We start from the raw sequence: 22,033 nt of genomic DNA on the forward strand, positions 1-22,033 counted from the left end.
TTTATTAGAAGCCAAAATGCAGGCGTGAGCCGAGCGACCGGATTTCGCCATGGGGCTCGGCAGGGGCATTCTCCTCAGCGATCAGTGCGATGGTCTTGGCCTCACCGGGAGCCAGATGGAACCAGTCATCGGCTGGGCGGAAGCCATCGGCACTGGTACTGACCGACTGGGCCAGCCGATCCGTCGTCAGCGTCAGGAACCATTGCCCGTTCTTTTGCTCTGTCGCTGCAGTCAGGTTTGCGGCATGCAACGCCGCGCTGCGGCCGCGTGGAAAGTGGAAGGCTTCGGCAATCAGCTCTCCCGTCACAGCGTTCTTCAGCCTTGCAACCGTCACATCGTGGGCAGGTGGGCCGAAGCGATAGGCATAGGTCGTGTCGAAGAATGCGCCAAAGCAATCGGTGGCGGCAAGGCTTGTCTTGGATCGCGGTGCGAGATCGAGTTGCTTCTGGCCGCGGACGACGGGTTGCAGGCCATCGCGCAGGCAGGCGAGTTCGACGGTGAGCTTGCGGCTTTCCGCCGTCTCGTTGACGAGATGGACGGCAAGCCCGTTGGTCCCTTCATCGGTCAGGATCAGCTGTACCGGGCGAAATGCCCGCTTCAGCCCGTACCAAGCCGACTTCGGTTTACCGGTCGAATCGATCACGCCCCAGCCCGCACCCGGTACAAGATCCTGAAGGGTCAGCACCATGGCGCCCTGGCAGGAGGAGCCGTTGCGTCGCCACTCGCCAAAGGTGGTTTCCATAACCTCGGCAATGGCGGCACGCGACAGATCGAGATAGCGCTCGCTATCCTCGCGTCTCACCTTCGAAGGGTCGAGATCGTAGAGGAGCTGGAGATAATGGTCGCGCACATCCTCGAAATCCCAGGAGGCACCGCGATCGCGCGGCACGCGGGCTTTCCACACCGGATGATGAACGGCGGCAACGGGAAGGTGCCGATCAAGCGTCTTCTGCTGCGGCGCATTGGCGAAGGCGAGGCACTCGCCAGCAAAGCGGACATCGGCGCGACGCGCATCCTCCAGCGGTCGGCAATAGGCGCCGACGCCATAATAATGGCCGACCTTTTCATCGGTGAAGAAGGGCTGTGCGCCGCCAAAGGGCGAGTTCGGCACATAGGCGACATCCGGGCGGCGGGCTTTGACGAAGCGCGGCAGCATCTCTTCGGTCAGCGGACCTTTCCAGAAGGTTTCGCCGAGGCCGAGCATCGCGCCCTGCTGATAGATTTCGCTGCCGCCGCAGATGACGATGAGCGAAGGGGACAGCGCCGCATTTGCCAGAAGGTCCCCCGTTTCCTTCTCGATATGGGAGACGAAGTTTTCGTCCTTGGCCGGGTAATCGAAATTGGCGAGCATCATGTCCTGCCAGACCATCAGGCCAAGCTCATCGCAGAGCCGGAAAAAGTCCCGCGTCTCATAGGCCATGGTGCCGCCAATGCGGATCATGTTCATGCCTGCTTCCGCTGCAAGGCGCAGCCACTTTTCGTAATCTTCGGTGCTGCCGGGAAGCCGGACGATATCGGCATTGGACCAGACGGCACCGCGGCAGAAGGTGGCCACGCCATTGATCTTGAGGCCAAAACCTTTGCCATCCGCCCCATGATCGATCTCGATACGGCGAAAGCCGGTCTTGCCGAGTGCATGGGTTTTGCCGTCGATGCGCAGGCTCACCTCATGCAGGGCAGGTGTGCCGTGGGTGGCGGGCCACCATGGCTCGATGCCATCGAGGCGTAACTCTCCGACAAAGGTGCCGTCGCCGGAAGACGAAAGGGCCTGCCATGTTCCGTTGCAGCCGATCTCCACATGGGAAGCCGCCGCCGCCTCGACGCTCAGGCGAATGACGCCCGTTCCGTCCTCCGTCAGTTCCGTGTTGAAGGCAGCGATATCAAAGCCTGCCTCACCATCACGAACCAGCAGGATCGGTCGCCATGGCCCTGCAGCGTGGATCTCCGGGCACCAGCCGGGCATGTAACCCAGCGCCGTCGTGCGGATCAGCCGAAGCCCCTGGGTCGACATCATCTGCGGACGCCAGCGGGCGCGGGGGCCAGTCTTTTCCAGATGCGGTTTCAGGGCGCGGAAGCAGATCGCCAGTTCGTCTGAGCCGGAGAGCTCGACATTGACCTCAAGCGCTTCGAACATACTCTGCGAATGTGCGACGACCTCGTCATTCAGATACACTTCGGAAATGGTGGCAAGGCCATCGAAATGCAGTATCGCGGTCTGCGGTTCGCCCGTTTCCAGCCTCACCCGGTACCATGCATCGAGATGGTTGAGCGGCTTTGGATTGTAACGGTCGAACTGGCCCGCCTTCTCCAGTGCCTCGGCCACCGTTCCGGGAACGGGGGCGACGATGGTGTCCGTGTCTGCGGGGATGTCAGACGGGCGTGCGAAGACATTGGCCTCTGACAGCGTCAGCCGCCAGCCTTCCGTCAGAAACCGGCCGGGAAGGGCGTCATGTCGGATATGGAGCGTCACGCCGCTTCGCTCGTGTGATCGAGCGTCGCGTCGAGCTTTGCCATCAGCTGATCCCAGGCATCAGCCGCCGGATCGAGAACGGTAGCGAGCGGTTCGAATTTGCGGCGCGCCACGGCGCGTGCCAGCTGGAACTGCACCGTCTTTGCCACTTCCGCAATTTTCAGGGCCTCTATCGCCGCATCATCGAAAGCATGCGCGCCGCGCAGCCATTGCAGATGGCTGGCCGCCAGCTCGAAATTGGCGCCGAGCTGGCGCAGCGTGTTGAAGGCATATTTGTGGAAGAAGCCGAAGGGGCGGTCGGCAACCTTTTCCACCTGTGCCTGGAAGACCTGCGAGAAAGCGCGGATGGGATTGTTTGCCGGTCGTCTGGAAAAATGCTGCACCAGCAGGCGTTCGGCGACCACGCGACGTCGCTCATCAGACACCGGCTTTTCCGGGAACTTGGCGAACTCCGCATAGGGCAGGAAAGGCGGATCGGTTTCCTTCAGGTGATGCTGGAAAATGCCCGCATAGTCCTCGCCGTTCAGCGCGAAGTAGCCGGCATTGTGGAAATAGTCGAGCGTGAGATTGTCGCGATCGATGCGGTTGATGGCAATCGTCGTCTTGCCGTGATCCTTGCGGTAGCCCACGCCATGGGTATCCGGCAGGTAGAAGCTGTCCACCTCGATCAGAGAAATGCGGCCACGCTTCAGCTGCGTTTCGATATGGGTTTCGACATCGTCGAAGATCGCAAGCTCTGTCGAGCGGATGCCGTAGAGCGCTTCGAGGTCTTCGAGCGGCATCTTGAAGAAGGTGAAGTGGTCGCCCTCGAAATCCTGCGTCAGGGTGAAGCCGAACATGGCTTCCGGCGGCAGGCCGCACGAGGCCACAAGCTCGATCCACAAATCGACAAAGCAATTGGTTTCCGGCCACATCCTGTCGGATGCGTGGAGCAGGTGAGGGACATGGCTCTCAGGGCTCAAAGCCGGAAAAATTGCCGTCATGCGTACCTCTTAGGCCTCAGTTCCACAGCGTATCGCGAACCGACTGCGGCCATTGATCGACATCCAGCCCGTGCTTTGCAAGGAGGGCGAGCGCCAGTCGCTCCAGGCCGAAGCCGACGCAGGCGGTGTGGGCGACAGAGCCGTCCGCGAGATTGAGACCCCACTTCGCGCCGAAGGCATCCTGGTGGTAGTTGAAGCTCATACAGGCGGTCAGGTTGGTCGTCGACGTGACGGGGATCAGCAGTTCGAACTTCAGGTTCTGGTCACGCTGGTTATTGGCCAGCATACGGCCTGCGCGTCCGAAGAAGGGATCGTTGGCGATATCGAGCTTCACGTCGAGGCCGATGCCTTCCATCATGGCCACGCCGCGATCCATCCACAGCTGGCGGAAATCGGTGACGTCGCTTTCGGTGCCCATGCGGACATATTCGCGCATGCGGAAGAGCTGCTGGCGCGCCGGGTCCTTGGAAGGCTCATGGCGGAAGCAATAGGACTGGATGTCGTAGAGACCGCCGCCATCGGGCAGATTGCCGCGCTTGGCAATGGTCGGATAGAGCGGATAGCAGGCGGCCGGTGTGAGCACGATATCGGTGATCTTCTGGTCTTTCGCCCAGTCGTCGCCGCCCTCATCCATTGTCTTCAACAGGTTGATGTGGTCAAGCTCGCAGCCGCAGAAGGAATGGACGGTGCCGGCAAGCTGCGGGAAGCTCTTCATGTAACCGCTCTTTTCGAAGTAAGCGCGGTTGATGCCGGGCGGAAAGCGGATCGCTTCGGCCTTGTCGCCGCCGCCCACCTTGCTGACAAGGCTTTCAAGACCGGTGATGACGTCCTCGAACTGGCCGCTACGGCCATAGAGACCGTCCACGCCGGTATCGATGAGAAAACCCTTGTCGAAGAGCCTGTCGAGGAAAGATGTTTGTGCGTCCATGGTCCTACCTCAGAAGGCTCGTATCCTGCTTCTGAACCAGCAGGAGATTGGCGGAATTGCTCAGGATTCGATCGTTGGAAATCATAAGCCGGGCGGAATGCGCGTCACGCAGGTGGCGGCCAAGGCTGTAGGGCGTGCCGTTCTTGTAGCCCATGATGCCGCAGATCAGCATGGCATGTTCGATGATTTCGAGAATGGTCTCGGACGAGCAGATCTTGACGTTGTTCATGGCAATGGCAAAGCCCATCGACATCAGCTTGTCCGGGTCGGATCTGGTCTCGTCATAGGCCTTGATGCCGGCAATCACGTTGGATTTGACGATCTGCAGCTTGTTCGACACTTCGGCCAGTCGCAGCGCGCCGGGCGGTGCGGACCCCGGCGATTTGCGGGCGGCGGCGCGCACGAAGCTCTGCGCCCGTGCCACAGCGTCGGACGCGATGCCGTACCACACGCCGCTCCACAGAAGATGCGAGGTGGCCAGCATGGATTGGGCCGCGATTTCGGCAAAGGGCTTGGGAAAGATCTGTTCCGCCGGAGCCTCGCCCTTGAACAGGAAGCCGTCGGAGCGGGTGCCGCGCATGCCGAGCGTATCCCAGACGTGGGTGCGCTCCAGGCTGTACTGGTGCTTCAGAAACACCGTCATCACCTGGTCGGAGGGAGCGGCATCCTTGTTGCTGCGCGAGGTGATGAGAATGGCATCGGCTTCGCTGCCATAGGAAATGACGGTCGCGTCCTTTTCCAGGCGGCAGATGTCACCATCCACTTCGATGGCGCAGATGGAATTGCGAAGATTGCCGCCAATGCCGCCTTCGGTGGTGGCGGAGGCAAGCAGCAATTGTTCGTTTGACAGGCGGCGCATGAACGCGCTGTGCCATTGGCTGTCTTCGCCATGCTCCACAAGGCTCGAGGCCTTGATGTGGTGCATAGCGTAAATCATCGCCGTTGCCGAACAGGCCTGGCCGAGAATGGAGCAGATATCGGCAAGCTCCAGCATGGTGGCGCCTTCGCCACCCATGTGAACGGGAACCTGGATGCCGAGCAGTTTTTCCTGTCGAAGCGCGTCAACAGCCTCCTTCGGGAAGCGGCCTTCGGTATCCACCACGTCGGCATGTTTTGCGGCAATCGCCGCCACCCGCGCCGCCCTGGCGCTCAGTGCTTCACGGTGAGGCGCGACGGCGAGGTTCATCAGGCGGCCTCTTTCCCGTCGAGGATGGCTTTGACCGTGGTTTCGATGGCGGTGATGCTGGCAAAGGACTTGCGGTTCAGCATGCTGTCGGGAAATTCGATGTCTAAGGCTTCTTCGAGGCCAAGCATCAATTGCACGGAGGCGAAGGAGGAAAGGCCCGCCGCATAAAGATCGGCATCGTCGGCAAGCGTGTCGACGGAAACGGGAAGCTGGCCAAACTTTGCCAGCACGTCACGGATAGTAGAATTCATCTGAGCTCATCTCCCTAAACTAGAGCCATCATAGCGTTCTTCGTGGTTACATTTAAAACCATAACATTGTCATAAGTGGAGCGGTTAATTTCCAGTGACATTGCTTTGCGCGCTATGCAGTTTTGGCGCAGGTGGACTGCCAGCTTGACAATCGGCGCCATGAGGTTTTTGATTGCGCCATTCACCAGGGGGGTCCCGGCAAGGGGCTGAGATACTGCTAGAGCGCGCAGTGACCCGTTGAACCTGATCCAGTTCATACTGGCGTAGGGACGGTGCAAACGCGGGCATTCTGGCAGAACCGGCTTAACGCCGGGGAACCGTCATCACGTCTATCCCCGCGCTTTTCGTCTTCATGCTCGAACTGGGTCTCCACTGTTTTGCTTTGGAGCCTCACGATGAACATTGCCGCTAAAAACCTCACCCCAACCGTTACCACCGGTCCGTTGCCGGCCTCCACCAAGGTGCACAAGCCGGGCGTTCTTCACCCGTATATCCGCGTGCCGATGCGCGAAATTGCAGTCCATCCCACCGCTGGCGAGCCGCCGGTCACGGTCTATGATTCCTCCGGTCCCTATACCGATCCCGCGCATCTGGTGAACATCGATGCAGGTCTGCCGCGCCTGCGCCAAGAATGGGTTATCGCACGCGGCGATGTCGAAGCCTATGAGGGCCGGCATGTGAAGCCGGAAGACAATGGCTTTGCCACCGGCGAAAGGCTGACGCCGGAATTTCCCGTGCGCAACCAGCCGCTGCGGGCCAAGGATGGCAAGGCCGTCACCCAGCTGGCCTATGCGCGGGCGGGCATCATCACGCCGGAGATGGAATATATCGCCATCCGCGAAAATCTCGGACGCGAGGCGGCGCAGGAGAAGCTTCTCCGCGATGGCGAAAGCTTCGGCGCGCATATTCCAGATCACGTCACGCCGGAATTCGTCCGTCAGGAAGTGGCCTTCGGTCGCGCCATCATCCCCTCCAATATCAACCATCCGGAAGCCGAGCCGATGATCATCGGGCGGAATTTTCTGGTGAAGATCAACGCCAATATCGGCAACTCCGCCGTTACCTCCTCCATGGCGGAAGAGGTGGAGAAGATGGTCTGGGCCACGCGCTGGGGTGCCGATACCGTGATGGATCTCTCCACCGGGCGCAACATTCACAATATCCGCGAGTGGATCATCCGCAACTCGCCGGTGCCGATCGGCACGGTGCCGCTCTATCAGGCGCTGGAAAAGGTCAATGGCATTGCCGAGGATCTGACCTGGGAGGTGTTTCGCGATACGCTGATCGAGCAGGCCGAGCAGGGCGTCGATTACTTCACCATCCATGCGGGCGTTCGCCTGCATTACATTCCGCTGACCGTCAATCGCGTCACCGGCATCGTCTCGCGCGGCGGATCGATCATGGCCAAGTGGTGTCTGAACCACCACAAGGAAAGCTTCCTCTACGAGCATTTCGACGAGATCTGCGACATTTGCCGCGCTTACGATGTGTCGTTTTCACTGGGGGACGGACTGCGTCCGGGCTCGATTGCCGATGCCAACGATGCGGCGCAATTTGCCGAGCTGGAGACGCTCGGCGAATTGACGCAGATCGCCTGGGCCAAAGATTGCCAGGTGATGATCGAAGGCCCCGGCCATGTGCCGATGCACAAGATCAAGGAAAACATGGACAAGCAGTTGAAGACCTGCGGCGAGGCGCCCTTCTACACGCTTGGACCGCTGACGACCGATATCGCTCCCGGCTACGACCACATCACGTCGGGCATCGGGGCGGCGATGATCGGCTGGTTCGGCACGGCGATGCTCTGCTATGTCACGCCGAAGGAGCATCTGGGTCTGCCGGACCGAAACGACGTGAAGGTGGGCGTCATCACCTACAAGATCGCCGCACACGCCGCCGATCTCGCCAAGGGCCATCCGGCAGCGCAGTTGCGCGACGATGCGCTGTCTCGTGCCCGCTTCGAATTCCGTTGGGAAGACCAGTTCAACCTGTCGCTCGATCCGGAAACGGCACGCTCCTATCACGATGAGACGCTGCCGAAGGAAGCGCACAAGGTCGCGCATTTCTGCTCCATGTGCGGGCCGAAATTTTGCTCCATGCGCATTTCCCATGATATCCGCGCCGAAGCCCAGAAGGAGGGGCTGGAGGCGATGGCGGAAAAATTCCGTCAGGGTGGCGATCTCTACATGCCGCTGGAAAAGCCCGTGGCCGGTGAATGAGATGCGCATCCTGATCAAAGGCGCAGGCGTTGCCGGTCTGACGGCTGCTCTTGAGCTGACGCGGCGCGGATGTGCGGTGACGGTGTTCGACACCGCCCCTCACATCGGCCGAGGCGCATCCTGGTTTGCCGGCGGCATGCTGGCGCCGTGGTGCGAAAGGGAGAGCGCCGAGCAGGCGGTGCTCGACCTCGGACAATCGGCGCTCGACTGGTGGGAGGAGGCCACACCTGGCCTCGTCACACGCCACGGCACGCTGGTGGTGGCATCCGCACGGGACAAGGCGGAACTCACCCGCTTTGCGTCGCGCACCAGCGGCTACCGGCTGGTTGATGAGGATGATATTGCCACACTCGAGCCGGACCTTACCGGGCGCTTCCGCCATGGGCTGTTCTTCCAGGGCGAAGGCCATCTCGATCCGCGGCTGGCGATGGCGGCGCTGCATCGGCGTTTGCTGGAAAGCGGCGTCACCTTCCATCTGGGCGGAGGGCCACCCGATGAAGGCGGCTTCGATCGCATCGTCGATTGCACCGGCCACGCGCAGGTCGGATCGCTCTCAGGACTTCGGGGCGTGCGCGGTGAAATGCTCTATCTCGCCACGAGTGAGGTTTCGCTGTCGCGCCCGGTACGGCTCCTCCATCCGCGCATTCCGCTCTACATCGTCCCGCGTGAGCCGGGGCGCTTAATGGTGGGCGCGACGATGATCGAGACGGAGGAGGCGGGGCCGATTTCTGCCCGCTCGATGATGGAGTTCTTGAACGCCGCTTATGCGCTGCATCCATCCTTCGGAGAAGCGCAGATCATCGAAACCGGAACCGGCATCCGGCCTGCCTTTCCCGACAATCTTCCGCGCATTGTGAAAGAGGGCAAGACGCTCTCAATCAATGGCGCGCACCGGCACGGCTTCCTGCTTTCGCCTGCCATGGCGCGGCAGGCTGCCGATATTTTAGACCACAAGGAGGTATCCCATGCGGATTCACGTCAACGGCGAAGTGCATGATCTTTCCGCCGCCACGCTCTCAGAACTTCTCTCGGTCCTCGACTATGAGGGTGACTGGCTGGCAACGGCGGTCAATGGCGATCTCGTCCATGCGGAAGATCGCCCACAATTTCAATTGAAGGATTCCGACCGGATCGAAATCCTTTCCCCGATGCAGGGAGGATGAACCATGCTTCGATTGTATGATCGCGATGTCAGCTCAAGGTTGTTGCTGGGTACTGCTCGCTATCCGTCGCCTGCCGTTCTGGCGGATGCCGTTCGCGCCAGCAAGACGGATATCCTCACCATCTCGCTGCGGCGGGAAACCGCAGGCGGCAAAAAGGGCGGGCAGTTCTTCGAGCTGATCCGCGAACTCGACCGGCTCATCCTGCCCAATACGGCGGGCTGCCATACCGCCAAGGAAGCAGTGCTGACGGCGAAAATGGCGCGGGAGGTATTCAAGACCAACTGGATCAAGCTGGAGGTGATCGGCCACCACGACACACTGCAGCCGGATGTCTTCGCGCTGGTGGAAGCGGCCCGCATCCTCTCAGACGAGGGGTTCGAGGTGTTTCCCTATACGACCGACGATCTGGTGGTGGCGGAACGACTGATCGAGGCCGGCTGCAAGGTGCTGATGCCCTGGTGCGCACCGATCGGCAGCGCCATGGGACCGCTGAACCTCGTGGCACTCAAATCCATGCGGGCGCATTTCCCCGATGTGCCGATGATCGTCGATGCCGGCCTTGGCCGCCCATCGCATGCGGCAACGGTGATGGAGCTTGGCTATGATGCGGTGCTGCTCAACACGGCGGTGGCCGGTGCCGGAAACCCGGTGATCATGGCAGGGGCTTTTGCCAAGGCCGTGACGGCAGGGCGCGAGGCCTATCTCTCCGGTATGCTGGAGCCGCGCGACATGGCGGTACCGTCCACGCCGGTGATCGGGACGGCGGTGTTTTCGTGAGGGCTTGGTAAGGGGGTGGCACCCTTGTCATGTTGTGCGCGAGGTCTCCTGCTCTCCTCATTCCTGTGACAAGCACAGGAATGAGGGCGGGTGAGGCTGACCCCCGGCAACAGTGACTATCCCGCAATTGACAACACCGCCCCACAGCGGGATACCGGCAGGACAACAGAAGGAATGCCGCCCTTGCACAATCTGCTGATCGATATTGATGGTGTTGCGGTGGGCCATGCCACCGATCTCACCCTTGGCTCCGGCGTGACAGCCATCGTTTTCGATGAGCCGGCCATTGCCTCCGGCTCGGTTCTGGGTGGCGCGCCGGGTGGGCGCGATACGGCCCTTCTCGATCCATCCATGACGGTTGAGGCGGTGGATGCCTTTGTGCTCTCCGGTGGGTCGGCCTTTGGGCTGGATGCGGCAGGTGGGGTGCAGGCGGGGTTGCGACAGGCCGGGCGCGGTCTTCCGGTGGGCAATACCCGCGTGCCGATCGTGCCGCAGGCGATCCTGATGGACCTCTTGAATGGCGGCAACAAGGATTGGGGTCTGCATTCGCCCTATCGTGACATGGGGTACGAGGCGTTTAAAGCCGCTTTGCACGGGCCCTTTGCGCTCGGCACCGTGGGGGCCGGAACGGGTGCCACGACTGCGACCGTGAAAGGCGGGCTGGGCTCTGCCAGTGCCAGGACCTCCACCGGTATCACGATTGCGGCGATTGTCGCGGTCAATGCCCTGGGCTCGGCAACGGTTGGCACCACGCAAAACTTCTGGTCCGCCCCTTTCGAGCGCGACGGCGAATTTGGCGGGCTTGGCCTGCCAACACAGTTCACCGAGGCCGACACGGCGCTGCGCATCAAGGGCGTGACGCTGACGGCCACGACTATTGGCGCGGTGGTCACGGATGCGGTGATCACTAAGGCCCAGGCGCATCGTCTTTCGATTATGGCGCATGACGGGCTAGCGCGCGCCGTCCTGCCTTCGCATCTTTCCAGCGATGGTGACACGATGTTTGCTGCAGCCACCGGCAGGAAGCCGCTCGCGCAACCAACGGATTTTGCCGAACTCTGCCATCTCGCCACGCTGGTCATGGCACGTGCCATTGCCCGCGGTTTGTTTGAGGCGAGCGCGCTTCCCCATGAGGGCGCGCAGCCTTCCTGGCGGGATCGCTTCGGAGCCGCGCAGCCATGAGCGACACGCCATCGCGCCCGCCTCTCAAGCCCGTGCTGCGGGTGGATTTTCCACCGGGCGAGCGGCTTGGTCGCGGCAAGATCGAGCTGATGGAGCATATCGCCGCCACCGGCTCCATCTCTGCGGCGGGACGGGCTATGGACATGTCCTATCGCCGTGCCTGGCTGCTGGTGGATGCGCTGAACCACATGTTCAAAGAGCCGGTGATCGAATCGCAGCGCGGCGGCAAGCAGGGCGGCGGTGCGGGGCTGACGCCTTTTGGCGAAGAGCTGCTGGCGCGCTTTCGCGGCATGGAAGCGCGCATGCGCGAGGCGCTGCAGGCCGATCTCGACTGGCTGGAAGCCAACCGGGGAGCCGACGATCGCAAGACGCAGGATGCGCCCCCGCAATAGGGCCACTCAATACGGATCAAGTGCCGCCGATTTGACGATGGCAAAGACCGGGCTTCCGGCTTCGAGCGACAGCCGCTGGATGGAAAGACCTGTCACCCGCGACTGGATCAATGTGCCGCTGCACGCCACCTGCACCAGTGCCATGCCATCGGCAAGCGTAATGCCTGTAACATGGCCTTCGAGAATATTGAGCGCGCTCAAGCCCTCCGGTCGCACCGTCGCCAGCATCACGTCTCGCGCCGGAATATGCACACGCACCGCCTTGCCGGGCTCGGCACTTTGCGCGGGCACCTGAAGTGTTGTCTGACCGAGCCGAACGGTCGCCAGCCGATGTGCGGCATCGAAGGCCTCCACCGTGCCGGAGAGAATGCTGCCTGCTTCGCGCCGCTCCAGATAGGTGCTGAAGGCGGGCTGGGAGAGGATGTCCGAGGCCGGGCCAGCGGCATCGATCCGGCCATCCTTCATCACCACCACCTGGTCTGCCAAGCGCGAGACTTCGCTCACCGAATGGCTGACATAGAGGATCGGGATGGTCGTCTCGTCGCGCAGCCGCTCCAGATAGGGAATGATCTCGGCCTTGCGCGCCTCATCGAGGGCGGCCAGCGGCTCGTCCATCAACAGCAAGCGGGGGGAGGAGAGCAGAGCCCGGCCAATCGCCACCCGCTGCTTTTCGCCACCGGAGAGCTTTTCCGGCCGCCGCTGCAACAGCGCGCCTATGCCGAGCATCTCGACCACGCGAGAGACGGCGGCAGCGTCCGCACCGGTACCAGAAAACCAGCGGCCATAATGCAGGTTCTGCTCCACACTCAAATGCGGAAAAAGCCGTGCTTCCTGAAACACATAGCCGAAGCGCCTTTTATGCGCGGGCGTGAAGATGCGTTTTTGCCGATCGGCCAGCACCGCGCCATCCAGTTCGATCCGCCCCTCATCCGGCTTCGTCAGCCCGGCAATGATGCGCATCACCGAGGTCTTGCCGGAGCCGGAGCGGCCGAAAAGTGCAGTCACGCCCTTGTCTGCGGTAAAGGCCGCATCCAGCGTGAAGCTACCCAGCCTGTGGCGGGCGGAGAAGGACAGCGTCATTGCCCGGCCACCCTTCTGCTGACCATGCGCGCCAGAAATTCCGACGCCAGCAGCGCCACCATGGAAATGACGATCGCCACCAGCGTCAGGCGCATGGCGCCCGCATCCCCGCCCGGCACCTGTGTGAGGCTATAGATCGCGGCTGAGAGCGTTTGCGTTTCGCCGGGAATGTTGGAGACGAAGGTGATGGTCGCGCCAAACTCGCCCATCGCTTTGGCAAAGGCGAGGATCATGCCGGCAATGATACCGGGCAGGGTGAGCGGCAGTGTCACCGTCAGGAACACCCAGAGCGGGCTTGCGCCGAGCGTCCCCGCCGCTTCCTCCAGCTTGCGATCCACCGCCTCGATCGACAGACGGATGGAGCGCACCATCAGCGGAAAGGCCATGATGGCGCAGGCAAGGGCCGCACCCGTCCAGCGGAAGGAAAAGACGATGCCGAAATGCTGATCGAGAAACGCGCCGATCACACCCTTGCGGCCAAAGAGGATCAGCAGCAGAAAGCCGGTGACGACCGGCGGCAGGATCAGCGGCAGATGCACGATGCCGTTCAGCAGCGACTTGCCAAAGAAGCGCCCGCGCGCCAGCGCCAGCGCAATGAGAATGCCGAAGGGAAGGCTTGCCAGCATGGCAACGGTCGAGACCCACAGGCTCAACCGTATCGCCGTCCATTCTTCCGCACTCAGCGATAACCAGTCCAAACTGCCATTCCTGTTTTTAAAGCGCGTCACGATCTTTCAGAGTCGCTCCTTACGCTTTAGGTCTTTGTTTTGTCGCATGTCGTTGTCGCAAAACCGCTGCACACTTTTGCGCGACATGCTTTAGGCGCCGGGGTGCGCAACGCCGTTCCCCACCTTTGCGAGACCGGCGCTTGCGATCTCACCGCCTATCGTTCTCGCAAACCGCTGAGCAACTTTGCGCGATTTGCTTTAAGGATTTGTTCCGATGCCTGTTCTGAAGCATGGTCCACGCAAAACTATGCAGCGGCTTTGCGATCACCACATGCGACAAAACAAAGGCCTAGAGCGTAGGCAGCGAATCTGAAAGATCGCGACACGTTCTATGCAAAGCCGATCAGCGTCTCGACGCAAACGCGATCAGAGCCGACGCGATGATGCGGCTCTGACAGCCCATCGCGCTGTTTCAGACCTTGCAAGCTCTCCCTTACTTCAAAACCGTAAAGCCCTGGGCCTCGAAGAAGGGCGCTGCCTTGGCCGATTTCAGAAATTCCAGATAGGCGGCCGCTGACGGGCTTTTGGCATCCTTCAGCATCGCGACGGGATAGATGATCGGTGGATGCGAATCTTGCGGAAAGGTGCCGACGATCTTCACGCCGGGATCGGCCGCCGCATCCGTCCGGTAGACGATGCCATAAGGCGCTTCCCCGCGCGAGACCAGGAGCAACGCTGCGCGCACACTTTCCGCCCCCGCCACCTTGCCGGAAACTGCGGACCAAACCCCGAGCTTCTCCAGCGCCGCCTTGCCATATTTGCCCGCCGGCACGGAATCCACCGCTCCCATGGCAAGCTTGCCATTGCCGATAAGAGCCGAAAGATCAAACCCCGGCTTGATCTCCACCGGCTTCGCGCTTGCCGCAGGCGCAACCAGAACGAGGCGGTTACCCAGAAGATTGCTCCGCGTGTCCGCCTTGATCAGCCCCTTGCCCGCCAGATAATCCATCCAGGCCAGATCCGCCGAGATGAAAACATCCGCCGGCGCACCCGCCTCCACCTGCTTCGCCAGCGCCGAACTTGCCGCATAGGACACCACCACCTCATCGCCACTCTCCTTGGCAAATTCGGCATTCGTCGCATCCAGCGCATTCTTCATGCTGGCCGCAGCAAAAACGGTAACCTTCTCGGCGGCCAGCGCCGTGGAGGAAAAGACGGGTGCCGCAAGGCACGCGGCGGCGATGGCCCATGCTGCGGTTTTCAGAATGATGCGACGGTGAAGTGTCATGATGGCTGCCCCTCAAGCGAGATATCTGGTTGGATATATCGATGGTAATGGATGAGGGTTATGTTTGCAAGGATATAGCGGTTGAGCATGTAGAGTTCTCGATGAGTACCAAAGACTTCTTCCGGCAGGGCTTTGGCATCGATTCGTCTGGTTGGCTGTGATGACCACTGAGCGGTGTGGAGGATTCTTCCTAGGTTATCTCTTCTGTTTCCCGCGTAGAGAGATTCTAAGGGTGTTTTTGATGAGTAATTTGGCCTATTCAAGAGCCTTTATGGGGTTACCACGGGGTCAAAAATGAAAGTTATCAAGCGCATTGGCCAAGGCGGGTTTGGAAACGTCGATCTTATAGAAATGGAAGATGGTAGCCGATTGGCCAGAAAGGAGTTTGCAAAAAACCAACCCTTGTCCGATGCGCTTCTGCAAAACGTTCTCAGGCGATTTGCGAAAGAAGTTAAGGTCCAGTCGGCGATAAGCCATCCAAACATAGTCCCTATTGTAGGGAGTGATTTGAACGCAGCTCCGCCGTTTTACTTGATGCCGCTGGCAGAAAGTAGCCTAGACGACGATCTGTCTGCCGATCGTACCCTTGGAGGAAGTTTCGTCGCAGCCATCAGCGATATCGTATCGGCACTTGAGGAAATACACTCGATGGAGATCTATCATCGAGATCTGAAACCACAGAACGTCCTCAGGTACACAATAGACGATAAACCCACCTACTCTATAAGCGATTTCGGACTTATCTCGATGAAGGAATCAAATCTTTCCGAGCTGACTAAATCCGGCATGGGGAAGGGTTCCGACTATTACACGGCCCCAGAAATTGCTAACGATCTGAGAAAGGCTTCTGCGCGATCTGACGTGTATTCACTTGGATGTATTTTGCACGACATGGTCGGCAAAGAGGCGAGGGTGCCCTTTCGTGAGATTAAGGAAGAAGGTGAGTTTGGCTCCATTCTGTCTGCTTGTACAAAAGATGATCCCGCTAAACGATTTCCCTCTGCCAAAGCGGTACTTGACGCGATACTAACGGTGGAATACGAGCCAGCCGCAACGCTCAGCGATGCACCCGAAGATTTCCTAGCTATCCTAAGTGCGTCGGAATCGCCTGATCCCGCGACATGGGAGCGACTAGCTGATTACCTTGAAGAAAAAGCCACTACTTCAGATATTTCAGCCATATGTGGCCGGCTCACGGCTGACCGTATCGAGAGTGCGTGCCTGGATTCCTCATCTGCAGCAAATCGGCTCGCTTTGATTTTTGCTGACTGGGTCTGCGGAACATCCTTCAACTTTGATCTAACCGATGCGATCGCTAATCGTGTCGAGGTATTTTTTCAAAACTGTGGCTTCGAAGCCAAGGTTGAGTGCTTAATGGCCCTACTGGAGTTGGGCACAAGTCATAATCGATGGTACGTAGAGCGTAAATTCGTTCGCGCGTGCGCCATCGATATGGACGAAAACCTCGCCAAACGTCTTGTAGTGAAGTTTCATATTGAAGGGAAAAACAAGGTCTGCCGAAAGATATCGCATCTTGAAAACTCGATCGATTTCAAAAGAACCAGCTTTCACCCTAGATTAGTCAATGCATTAGCGGACTTATGTGCATGAAAATTACTCACTCGGTGCTCAGTGACGCCGGACCGCGTGTCGTAAATGAGGACACGGCGGACTGCTGGCTCTCTGGGGATGTTACTATGGCATGCGTTGCGGATGGTCTCGGAGGTATGGGAGGTGGTGACATTGCTTCGCAGCTTGCAGTGGCGAGTTTTCGAGCCTTTTTAAACGACAAGGAAAAGACAGAGGAGACACTGATCGCCGCTGCCCGCGATGCTCACAGCAAAATCCGTAGCGCGCAACAATCAGGTGAACGGCAAAAACGGATGGCCACTACGTTAACAGCAGTGGCTTTAACCACCGAAGGATTAATTGGGGTTCATTGCGGAGACAGTAGGGCGGCTATAGCCAGAGGAAAAGGAATTAAGAAACTAACTCGAGATCATTCCGAGGGGCAAAGGCTTTTCGAAGCAGGTAAGCTTACCAAAGATGAACTTGCTACTTATCAGAGGCGGCATATTCTAGAGAGTGCTCTGGGAGACAAGGACGAGCCCCGGATTGAAGCATTTTCTCTCGAAATTCGCCCAGGTGATCGCGTCTTTCTCACGTCTGACGGAGTTCACAATATTATATTATTAAGGGAGTTGCAGAAGATGGCTCTAGTTTCACCTAATCCCAGCGATCTTGTAGATAAAATCCGCCTCGCAATCAACGAGCGAGGGGCCATCGACAACTTTTCTATTGCTGTGATTTATGTGGACTAGGAACGAATGTGAAGCTCACCACCCGCTGAAGAGACCTTTTCCTTAGTCGCGCTAATTTTGCAGGTCCCGTCACGCGATCCACCGGTCAGAAATTGAACCGACAGCAGTAGGGAAACGTCAAGCGACCATAGTTTTATCCAAATTGCTCAGCCGATCTTAAGAGCGGGTACCTGCGCTAAAGCTGACTGTTTCCCTGCTCGCTCGCGCAATAGACAGCTAACTAAAACCGCTCCCCCGCAAAATGCGCCACCTGCGCCCCCGCCTCATAATAGGCTTCCTTCAGCGCCCGAAAACTCTGTGCCTTGGGCTCTGAAACCGGCAGTGGCAGGTCGCTTTCGCTGATCTCGCCGGCCACATGGGCGGCCAGTGTTTTGCCGAAGGTGGTGCCGGGCGCGATGCCTCGGCCGTTGTAGCCGCAAAAGCCGACGACGTTTTTGGCGAAGCGGTGGAAGCGGGGGACGGCGTTGTCGGTCATGCCGATCTGGCCGTACCATTCGCATTCGAACTCCACATCGCCAAGCTGCGGGAAGAGGCGTTTGAGCGAGCGTTTTGCCCAGGCGCGGTGGACGCTAGCCCCCGTGTTGCGCAGTGCGCCCACACTGCCGAAGACGAGGCGGCCGGCCTTGTCCATGCGGAAGGAGGAGAGGATTTCCTTGGTGTCCCAGCAGCCTTCGCGGCCGGGCAGAACGGACTTGGCGAGATTATCGCCGAGCGGGCGGGTGGCGAAGTTGAAATAGGGGAGGTAGACCTGCTCCTCGCGGATGATCTGCCACGGGCCTTGGCTATAGGCTTCCGTTGCCACGATGATCCAGTTCGCCGAAACGGAGCCGCGATCGGTGCGCACCGTCCAGCCTTCGCCATTCGCTTCCGTCGCATGCACCGGGCTTGCCGTGTGGATGATGGCGCCCGCCTTCAGTGCGGCGTTTGCCAGCCCGCGTACATAGGCAAGCGGCTGCAGCGTTCCTGCGCGTTCATCCAAAAGCGCGCCTGTGTATCCGCTCGTGCCCACCCGTCTTGCGGTCTCCTCGGCGCTGAGGATCCGCACCGGCGCGCCGCGCGCGGCCCATTGATCGCAGCGCTCGCGAATTTCGGTCAGCCCCGCTTCGCCGACGGCGCAATGCAGCGTGCCGTTCTTTTCCAGTTCACAGGCAATCTCGTGTTTCTCGATGATCTCGCGCACCAGGAAGGGTGCGTTGCCGAGAAGGTCCAGCAGGCGATCGCCATGGACCGGGCCCAGCACATTGGGCAGTTCCTTCGGCATAACCCACATGCCGCCATTGATGAGGCCGACATTGCGGCCAGCGCCCCCAAAGCCGATCTCCTTGCCTTCCAGCACGATGCACTTGATGCCGCGTTCCGCCAGATGAAGGGCGGCCGAAAGGCCGGTAAAGCCACCGCCAACGATCACCACATCCGTCGTCACATTCCCTTCCAGCGCGCTGGTTTGCGGCGGTGGCGGAGCGGTCTTTTCCCAAAGGCCATGCGAGCGGGGATCGTTATACATCGGAGGCATCCACAATCATGAGGCAGCGTTGCCGGGCAGGCGGTTGGGCGCGAAGAAGCGCCCTTTGGCGAAAACTCTATCGCGGCGCTTCACCGCTGACCATCGACATCTCGTCATCAATTCATGCCGGGCGGGAATAGTAGCGGGCAGCGTTGCCATGGGATCGTGCAACGCCAAAGGCTTGAAAGAGCGGTCTGCCTCAGCCAATAGTGTGTCACACACGCGCAGGCGGCGGCTTTTGCCCCACTGCGCCACGCTTACATCAGCCTTTTGGCGAGGAAGACCAGTCATGAAGCCCATCTTCGTTCAGCTCCAGTGCGCACCCGGTAAGACCTATGAGGTCGCGGACGCTATCTACAAGACCGAACTGGTGTCGGAGCTTTATTCCACCAGCGGCGAGTATGATCTCATGTTGAAAATCTATCTTGGCCCGGAGCAGGATGTCGGCAAATTCATCAATGATAACATCGTCAGTATTCCGGGCATTGTGCGCTCGCTGACGACGCTGACATTTACGGCGTTTTGAGAAGGCAGGGTGTTTTCGCGGAGGAGGGAGCGACACCCTCTCGTTCGTCATCCTCGGGCTTGACCCGAGGATCTATCACCCCACCCATAAGTGCCTGAAAACATGGATCCTCGGGTCAGGCCCGAGGATGACGGAGAGAAGGGATTGAACCTCATCGCACCGTCGCGCGGAGGTGAACGTCTCGCGGTTTAGGGTGGAGGAAATGGCCGAAGAACTTATTCGGTGTCGTGATTGAAAAATACTGGCTGAAAATCAAAAGGCGATGCCGGGTTGAACGGGCATCGCCTTTATCGTTTTTCAAATGTGGTTTCGTAACAGGCTGAAGATGGGCTCAAACCAGCGCTGCCACGTTGCGGTTGCGCACGAGGTTGCGGATGGCAACGCGCACATCCTCGGCGCTGTCGAAGCGCTGCTCGTCCAGATCATGGACGTGGAACTTGACGGCAATGAACTTCAGCCGGTTGTTATCCGGTACGACGATACCGACCGGTTCGCCTGCGAATTCGATGACTTGCCTTTGCATGGTGCATACTCCCGCTGTGGCTTGATCGCACAGCATAAATGTCGAATTGAATGAATTGAAAATTTGAGGGGACTTAAAAAGTCACCACATTCGACAGCAGCGGGAACACGTGGATTTGTGCCCGGCATTCGAGATCCGATGACCCAGGAGCGCGGCAATGCGCATAAATTTCGACATGACACTCTCCTCTGCTCGTGTTGACCCGGAATACCGAAGAATCACTCTCCAGTTGAATCACTGATATCCCGGTTTTGCCTCGGAATCAATGATTATCAATATAGGTAGAATATTTTTCTTTATGATGACAGGACGGGGGCGGAAATGTGAAATTTTTGTTTATCCGGCTTGGTTGTATCAAAGCGCCGGAAACGCCGAAGATTTCGTGCCCGTTTAATCTGCCGAGGGCGGGTAGAGGTGATCGTTCCCGTTGAAATCGGAGACGGCGTAACAACCCTCGGCCTGTTTCGTCGCCGCATTCTGACCGATGACGGCTTTTCCGTGGCCGCCTGGAATATCCAGCACGTAAGTCGGCTGGCACAGACCCGACACATGACCGCGCAAGGCCGACACAATCCGCTGGCCTTCTTCGATGCTTAGCCGGAAGTGGCTGGTGCCGGGCGCAAGATCGGGGTGATGCAGGTAATAGGGCTTGATGCGGTTTTCGACGAAGCTGCGCATCAGCTCTGCCAGCACCGCCGGATCGTCATTGATGCCCTTCAGCAGCACCGTCTGGCTTACCATGGCAATGCCGGCATCGACCAGCCTTGCGCAGGCGGCGCGCGCTTCGTCCGTCATCTCGCGCGGGTGGTTGGCATGCAGCGCCACATAGGTCGTCTTGCCGCTGGCCTTCAGCGCTGCAATCAGATCGGCATCGATCTTCTGCGGATCCACCACTGGCACGCGGGTGTGGAAGCGCACGATCTTTACATGCGCGATGGCGTGCAGGCCCTGCATGATCGTGAGCAGACGACGCGGCGAAAGCACCAGCGGATCGCCGCCGGTCAGGATCACTTCCCAGATTTCCGGGCGGGAGCGGATATAGTCGAAGGCAACGGTAAGCTCTTCCGGGCTCATCATGCCATTGCCTCCCGGCCCCACCATTTCGCGGCGGAAGCAGAAGCGGCAATAGACCGGGCAGACATGCACGGCCTTCAACAGCACCCGGTCGGGATAGCGATGGACGATGCCCGGAACGGGGCTGTGGGCCTCGTCTCCGATCGGGTCGGCGCGTTCCTCGTTTGTCTGGTAGAGCTCGGCCTCATTCGGGATAAATTGCAGGCCGATCGGATCCTTTGGATCGGCAGGCTCTATCAGCGCCGCCACTGTCGGCGTCAGCGCCACGGCGTAGCGTTCCGCCACCGGGCGCACACGCTCAAGTGCCGCCTGGTCGATCAGACCGGCACCGAACAGATCGTCAGCCGATTTCAGCGCACGTGTCGTCATGATCCATAGGCCGCGACGGGCGCCCACATCACGAGGTCTATTCTCGGCGCGCCGGTTGCCAGCATCACCAGCCGGTCGAAGCCAAGCGCGATGCCGCTCGCCGCCGGCATGATGGTGAGTGCTGCCAGAAGCTCCTCATCGATCGGGTAGGTCTCGCCATAGATGCGGCTCTTTTCCTGCATCTCGATCTCGAAGCGGCGGCGCTGCTCTCCGGCATCGGTCAGTTCGCCAAAGGCATTGGCAAGCTCCACGCCGCAGCCATAAAGCTCGAAGCGCTCGGCCACGCGGCCATCGCGCGGCGAGCGCTGGGCAAGGGCGGCTTCGCTCACGGGATATTCGTCCAGTATGGTGGCACGGCCAAAACCGAGTTCCGGCTCCACCTTCTCGACGATGATGCGGCTGAAGATATCGGCCCAGCTATCATCCTGCGCGGTGCGGATGCCCGCAGCCTTTGCCAGCCGGTCCAGATGGTCGCGGTCGTTCTCGCCATTGGGCGATACCGTCGCCAGCAGGTTGATTGACGCATAGCGCTGAAATGCCTCTGCGACGCTGAGCCGCTCCGGCGCCAGAAATGGGTCCATCTCGCGTCCGCGATAGGCAAAGCGTTTGGTTTTTGCCGTGTCTGCGGCGAGCGCCAGAAGCTCGGCGCTGTCGGCCATCAGGCTCTCATAGGTCTCGCCTGCGCGGTACCATTCCAGCATGGTGAATTCTGGGTGGTGCAGCGGCCCGCGCTCGCGGTTACGATAGACATGGGCAAAGCAGGCAATGCGCGTTTCACCGGCGGCCAGCAGTTTCTTGCAGGCAAATTCCGGCGATGTGTGCAGGTAAAGGGGCGCGTTCTCGCCACTCGTGGTGATGCCCGTCGTGGCGAAGGCATGCAGATGCGCCTCGTTTCCGGGCGAAATCTGCAAGGTGGCGGTATCCACTTCGATGAAATCGCGATCGGCAAAGAAAGAACGGAAAGCGCGCTGGATGGCATTGCGGCCCATCAGGAAGGGCCGGCGGTCCATATGGACGTCCGGTTGCCACCAGGATGAGGTTGTGTCTGCGCGCGTGCTCATCTGCCCGTCTGTCCGCTGTCTCTCTTGACCAAGGTGCGTGGCAACGCTGCCTAATCCACCGGTTGAAT

General features: G+C 59.8%; 21 protein-coding genes and 1 riboswitch. Of the genes, 9 read left to right on the top strand and 12 right to left on the bottom strand.

The window, feature by feature from the left end; translation table 11 throughout:
- Positions 1-4: 4 nt before the first annotated feature.
- The 5 genes from QZ869_RS16725 to QZ869_RS16745 are packed head-to-tail and all read right to left on the bottom strand — an operon-like array spanning position 5 to position 5,818.
- A complete protein-coding gene (locus QZ869_RS16725; protein WP_296106016.1) occupies positions 5-2,470 on the bottom strand; it encodes a glycoside hydrolase family 2 protein in 2,466 nt (821 codons plus the stop codon).
- The gene (locus QZ869_RS16730) at positions 2,467-3,453 is read right to left on the bottom strand and encodes a DUF1839 family protein (protein WP_296106017.1); all 987 of its coding nucleotides are present in this window, start codon (positions 3,451-3,453) and stop codon (positions 2,467-2,469) included. The genes QZ869_RS16725 and QZ869_RS16730 overlap by 4 nt, the downstream gene beginning before the upstream one ends.
- 16 nt (positions 3,454-3,469) lie before the next feature.
- Positions 3,470-4,381 (bottom strand): amino acid--[acyl-carrier-protein] ligase, encoded by a 912-nt coding sequence (locus QZ869_RS16735; RefSeq protein ID WP_296106019.1) that lies wholly within the window; start codon positions 4,379-4,381, stop codon positions 3,470-3,472.
- 4 nt (positions 4,382-4,385) lie between these two features.
- A complete protein-coding gene (locus tag QZ869_RS16740; RefSeq protein ID WP_296106021.1) occupies positions 4,386-5,567 on the bottom strand; it encodes an acyl-CoA dehydrogenase family protein in 1,182 nt (393 codons plus the stop codon).
- Positions 5,567-5,818 carry an acyl carrier protein gene (locus tag QZ869_RS16745; RefSeq protein WP_296106022.1) on the bottom strand — a complete coding sequence of 84 codons (252 nt, stop codon included), beginning with the start codon at positions 5,816-5,818 and terminating at the stop codon, positions 5,567-5,569. Before QZ869_RS16745 ends, QZ869_RS16740 begins: the two co-directional genes overlap by 1 nt.
- Before the next feature lie 176 nt (positions 5,819-5,994).
- A riboswitch (TPP riboswitch) is annotated at positions 5,995-6,106 on the top strand.
- Between the two features lie 107 nt (positions 6,107-6,213).
- Between QZ869_RS16745 and thiC the strand changes: the two genes are divergently transcribed.
- The 6 genes from thiC to QZ869_RS16775 all read left to right on the top strand — a co-directional run bounded on the left by thiC (position 6,214) and on the right by QZ869_RS16775 (position 11,551).
- Positions 6,214-8,037, top strand: a complete 1,824-nt coding sequence (gene thiC, locus QZ869_RS16750; protein WP_296106024.1) for a phosphomethylpyrimidine synthase ThiC — start codon at positions 6,214-6,216, stop codon at positions 8,035-8,037.
- A 1-nt stretch (position 8,038) separates the two neighbouring features.
- Positions 8,039-9,034, top strand: a complete 996-nt coding sequence (thiO, locus tag QZ869_RS16755; protein WP_296106026.1) for a glycine oxidase ThiO — start codon at positions 8,039-8,041, stop codon at positions 9,032-9,034.
- Positions 9,003-9,200, top strand: a complete 198-nt coding sequence (gene thiS, locus QZ869_RS16760) for a sulfur carrier protein ThiS (RefSeq protein ID WP_296020276.1) — start codon at positions 9,003-9,005, stop codon at positions 9,198-9,200. Before thiO ends, thiS begins: the two co-directional genes overlap by 32 nt.
- A gap of 3 nt (positions 9,201-9,203) precedes the next feature.
- The gene (locus tag QZ869_RS16765) at positions 9,204-9,977 is read left to right on the top strand and encodes a thiazole synthase (RefSeq protein ID WP_296106028.1); all 774 of its coding nucleotides are present in this window, start codon (positions 9,204-9,206) and stop codon (positions 9,975-9,977) included.
- Between the two features lie 174 nt (positions 9,978-10,151).
- Positions 10,152-11,159: a P1 family peptidase gene (locus tag QZ869_RS16770; RefSeq protein ID WP_296106031.1), complete on the top strand. Its 1,008-nt coding sequence runs from the start codon at positions 10,152-10,154 to the stop codon at positions 11,157-11,159.
- Positions 11,156-11,551, top strand: coding sequence for a winged helix-turn-helix domain-containing protein (locus tag QZ869_RS16775; protein WP_296106033.1), 396 nt, complete (start codon positions 11,156-11,158; stop codon positions 11,549-11,551). Before QZ869_RS16770 ends, QZ869_RS16775 begins: the two co-directional genes overlap by 4 nt.
- 6 nt (positions 11,552-11,557) lie before the next feature.
- Here QZ869_RS16775 and modC read toward each other — a convergent pair whose 3' ends face one another.
- The 3 genes from modC to modA all read right to left on the bottom strand — a co-directional run bounded on the left by modC (position 11,558) and on the right by modA (position 14,587).
- Positions 11,558-12,631 (bottom strand): molybdenum ABC transporter ATP-binding protein, encoded by a 1,074-nt coding sequence (modC, locus tag QZ869_RS16780; protein ID WP_296106037.1) that lies wholly within the window; start codon positions 12,629-12,631, stop codon positions 11,558-11,560.
- Positions 12,628-13,329 carry a molybdate ABC transporter permease subunit gene (gene modB / locus QZ869_RS16785; RefSeq protein WP_062424827.1) on the bottom strand — a complete coding sequence of 234 codons (702 nt, stop codon included), beginning with the start codon at positions 13,327-13,329 and terminating at the stop codon, positions 12,628-12,630. Before modB ends, modC begins: the two co-directional genes overlap by 4 nt.
- Positions 13,330-13,792: 463 nt before the next feature.
- Positions 13,793-14,587, bottom strand: coding sequence for a molybdate ABC transporter substrate-binding protein (gene modA, locus QZ869_RS16790; RefSeq protein ID WP_296106039.1), 795 nt, complete (start codon positions 14,585-14,587; stop codon positions 13,793-13,795).
- Positions 14,588-14,881: 294 nt separating this feature from the next.
- Here modA and QZ869_RS16795 point away from each other — a divergent pair, with 294 nt between their 5' ends.
- Entirely contained in the window at positions 14,882-16,198 is a 1,317-nt protein-coding gene (locus tag QZ869_RS16795; RefSeq protein ID WP_296106041.1) for a serine/threonine-protein kinase, read from the top strand.
- On the top strand, positions 16,195-16,908 hold the full coding sequence (locus QZ869_RS16800; protein ID WP_296106043.1) for a PP2C family serine/threonine-protein phosphatase: 714 nt from the start codon (positions 16,195-16,197) through the stop codon (positions 16,906-16,908). Before QZ869_RS16795 ends, QZ869_RS16800 begins: the two co-directional genes overlap by 4 nt.
- 220 nt (positions 16,909-17,128) lie before the next feature.
- On the opposite strand, the gene QZ869_RS16805 is transcribed toward QZ869_RS16800, so the two are convergent.
- On the bottom strand, positions 17,129-18,412 hold the full coding sequence (locus QZ869_RS16805; protein ID WP_296106045.1) for an FAD-binding oxidoreductase: 1,284 nt from the start codon (positions 18,410-18,412) through the stop codon (positions 17,129-17,131).
- A gap of 289 nt (positions 18,413-18,701) precedes the next feature.
- Between QZ869_RS16805 and QZ869_RS16810 the strand changes: the two genes are divergently transcribed.
- Positions 18,702-18,938: an Lrp/AsnC ligand binding domain-containing protein gene (locus tag QZ869_RS16810; RefSeq protein WP_274103337.1), complete on the top strand. Its 237-nt coding sequence runs from the start codon at positions 18,702-18,704 to the stop codon at positions 18,936-18,938.
- Between the two features lie 331 nt (positions 18,939-19,269).
- Here the strand turns inward: QZ869_RS16810 and QZ869_RS16815 are convergent, their stop codons facing one another.
- The 3 genes from QZ869_RS16815 to epmA all read right to left on the bottom strand — a co-directional run bounded on the left by QZ869_RS16815 (position 19,270) and on the right by epmA (position 21,965).
- A complete protein-coding gene (locus tag QZ869_RS16815; RefSeq protein ID WP_296106047.1) occupies positions 19,270-19,461 on the bottom strand; it encodes a hypothetical protein in 192 nt (63 codons plus the stop codon).
- Positions 19,462-19,851: 390 nt separating this feature from the next.
- Complete coding sequence (locus QZ869_RS16820) at positions 19,852-20,904, bottom strand: lysine-2,3-aminomutase-like protein (RefSeq protein WP_296106049.1); 1,053 nt, start codon at positions 20,902-20,904, stop codon at positions 19,852-19,854.
- Positions 20,901-21,965, bottom strand: a complete 1,065-nt coding sequence (epmA, locus tag QZ869_RS16825; protein ID WP_296106051.1) for an EF-P lysine aminoacylase EpmA — start codon at positions 21,963-21,965, stop codon at positions 20,901-20,903. The genes QZ869_RS16820 and epmA overlap by 4 nt, the downstream gene beginning before the upstream one ends.
- Positions 21,966-22,033 lie beyond the last annotated feature (68 nt).

It is taken from the genome of uncultured Agrobacterium sp. (genome assembly GCF_913777885.1).
Lineage (GTDB): Bacteria > Pseudomonadota > Alphaproteobacteria > Rhizobiales > Rhizobiaceae > Agrobacterium.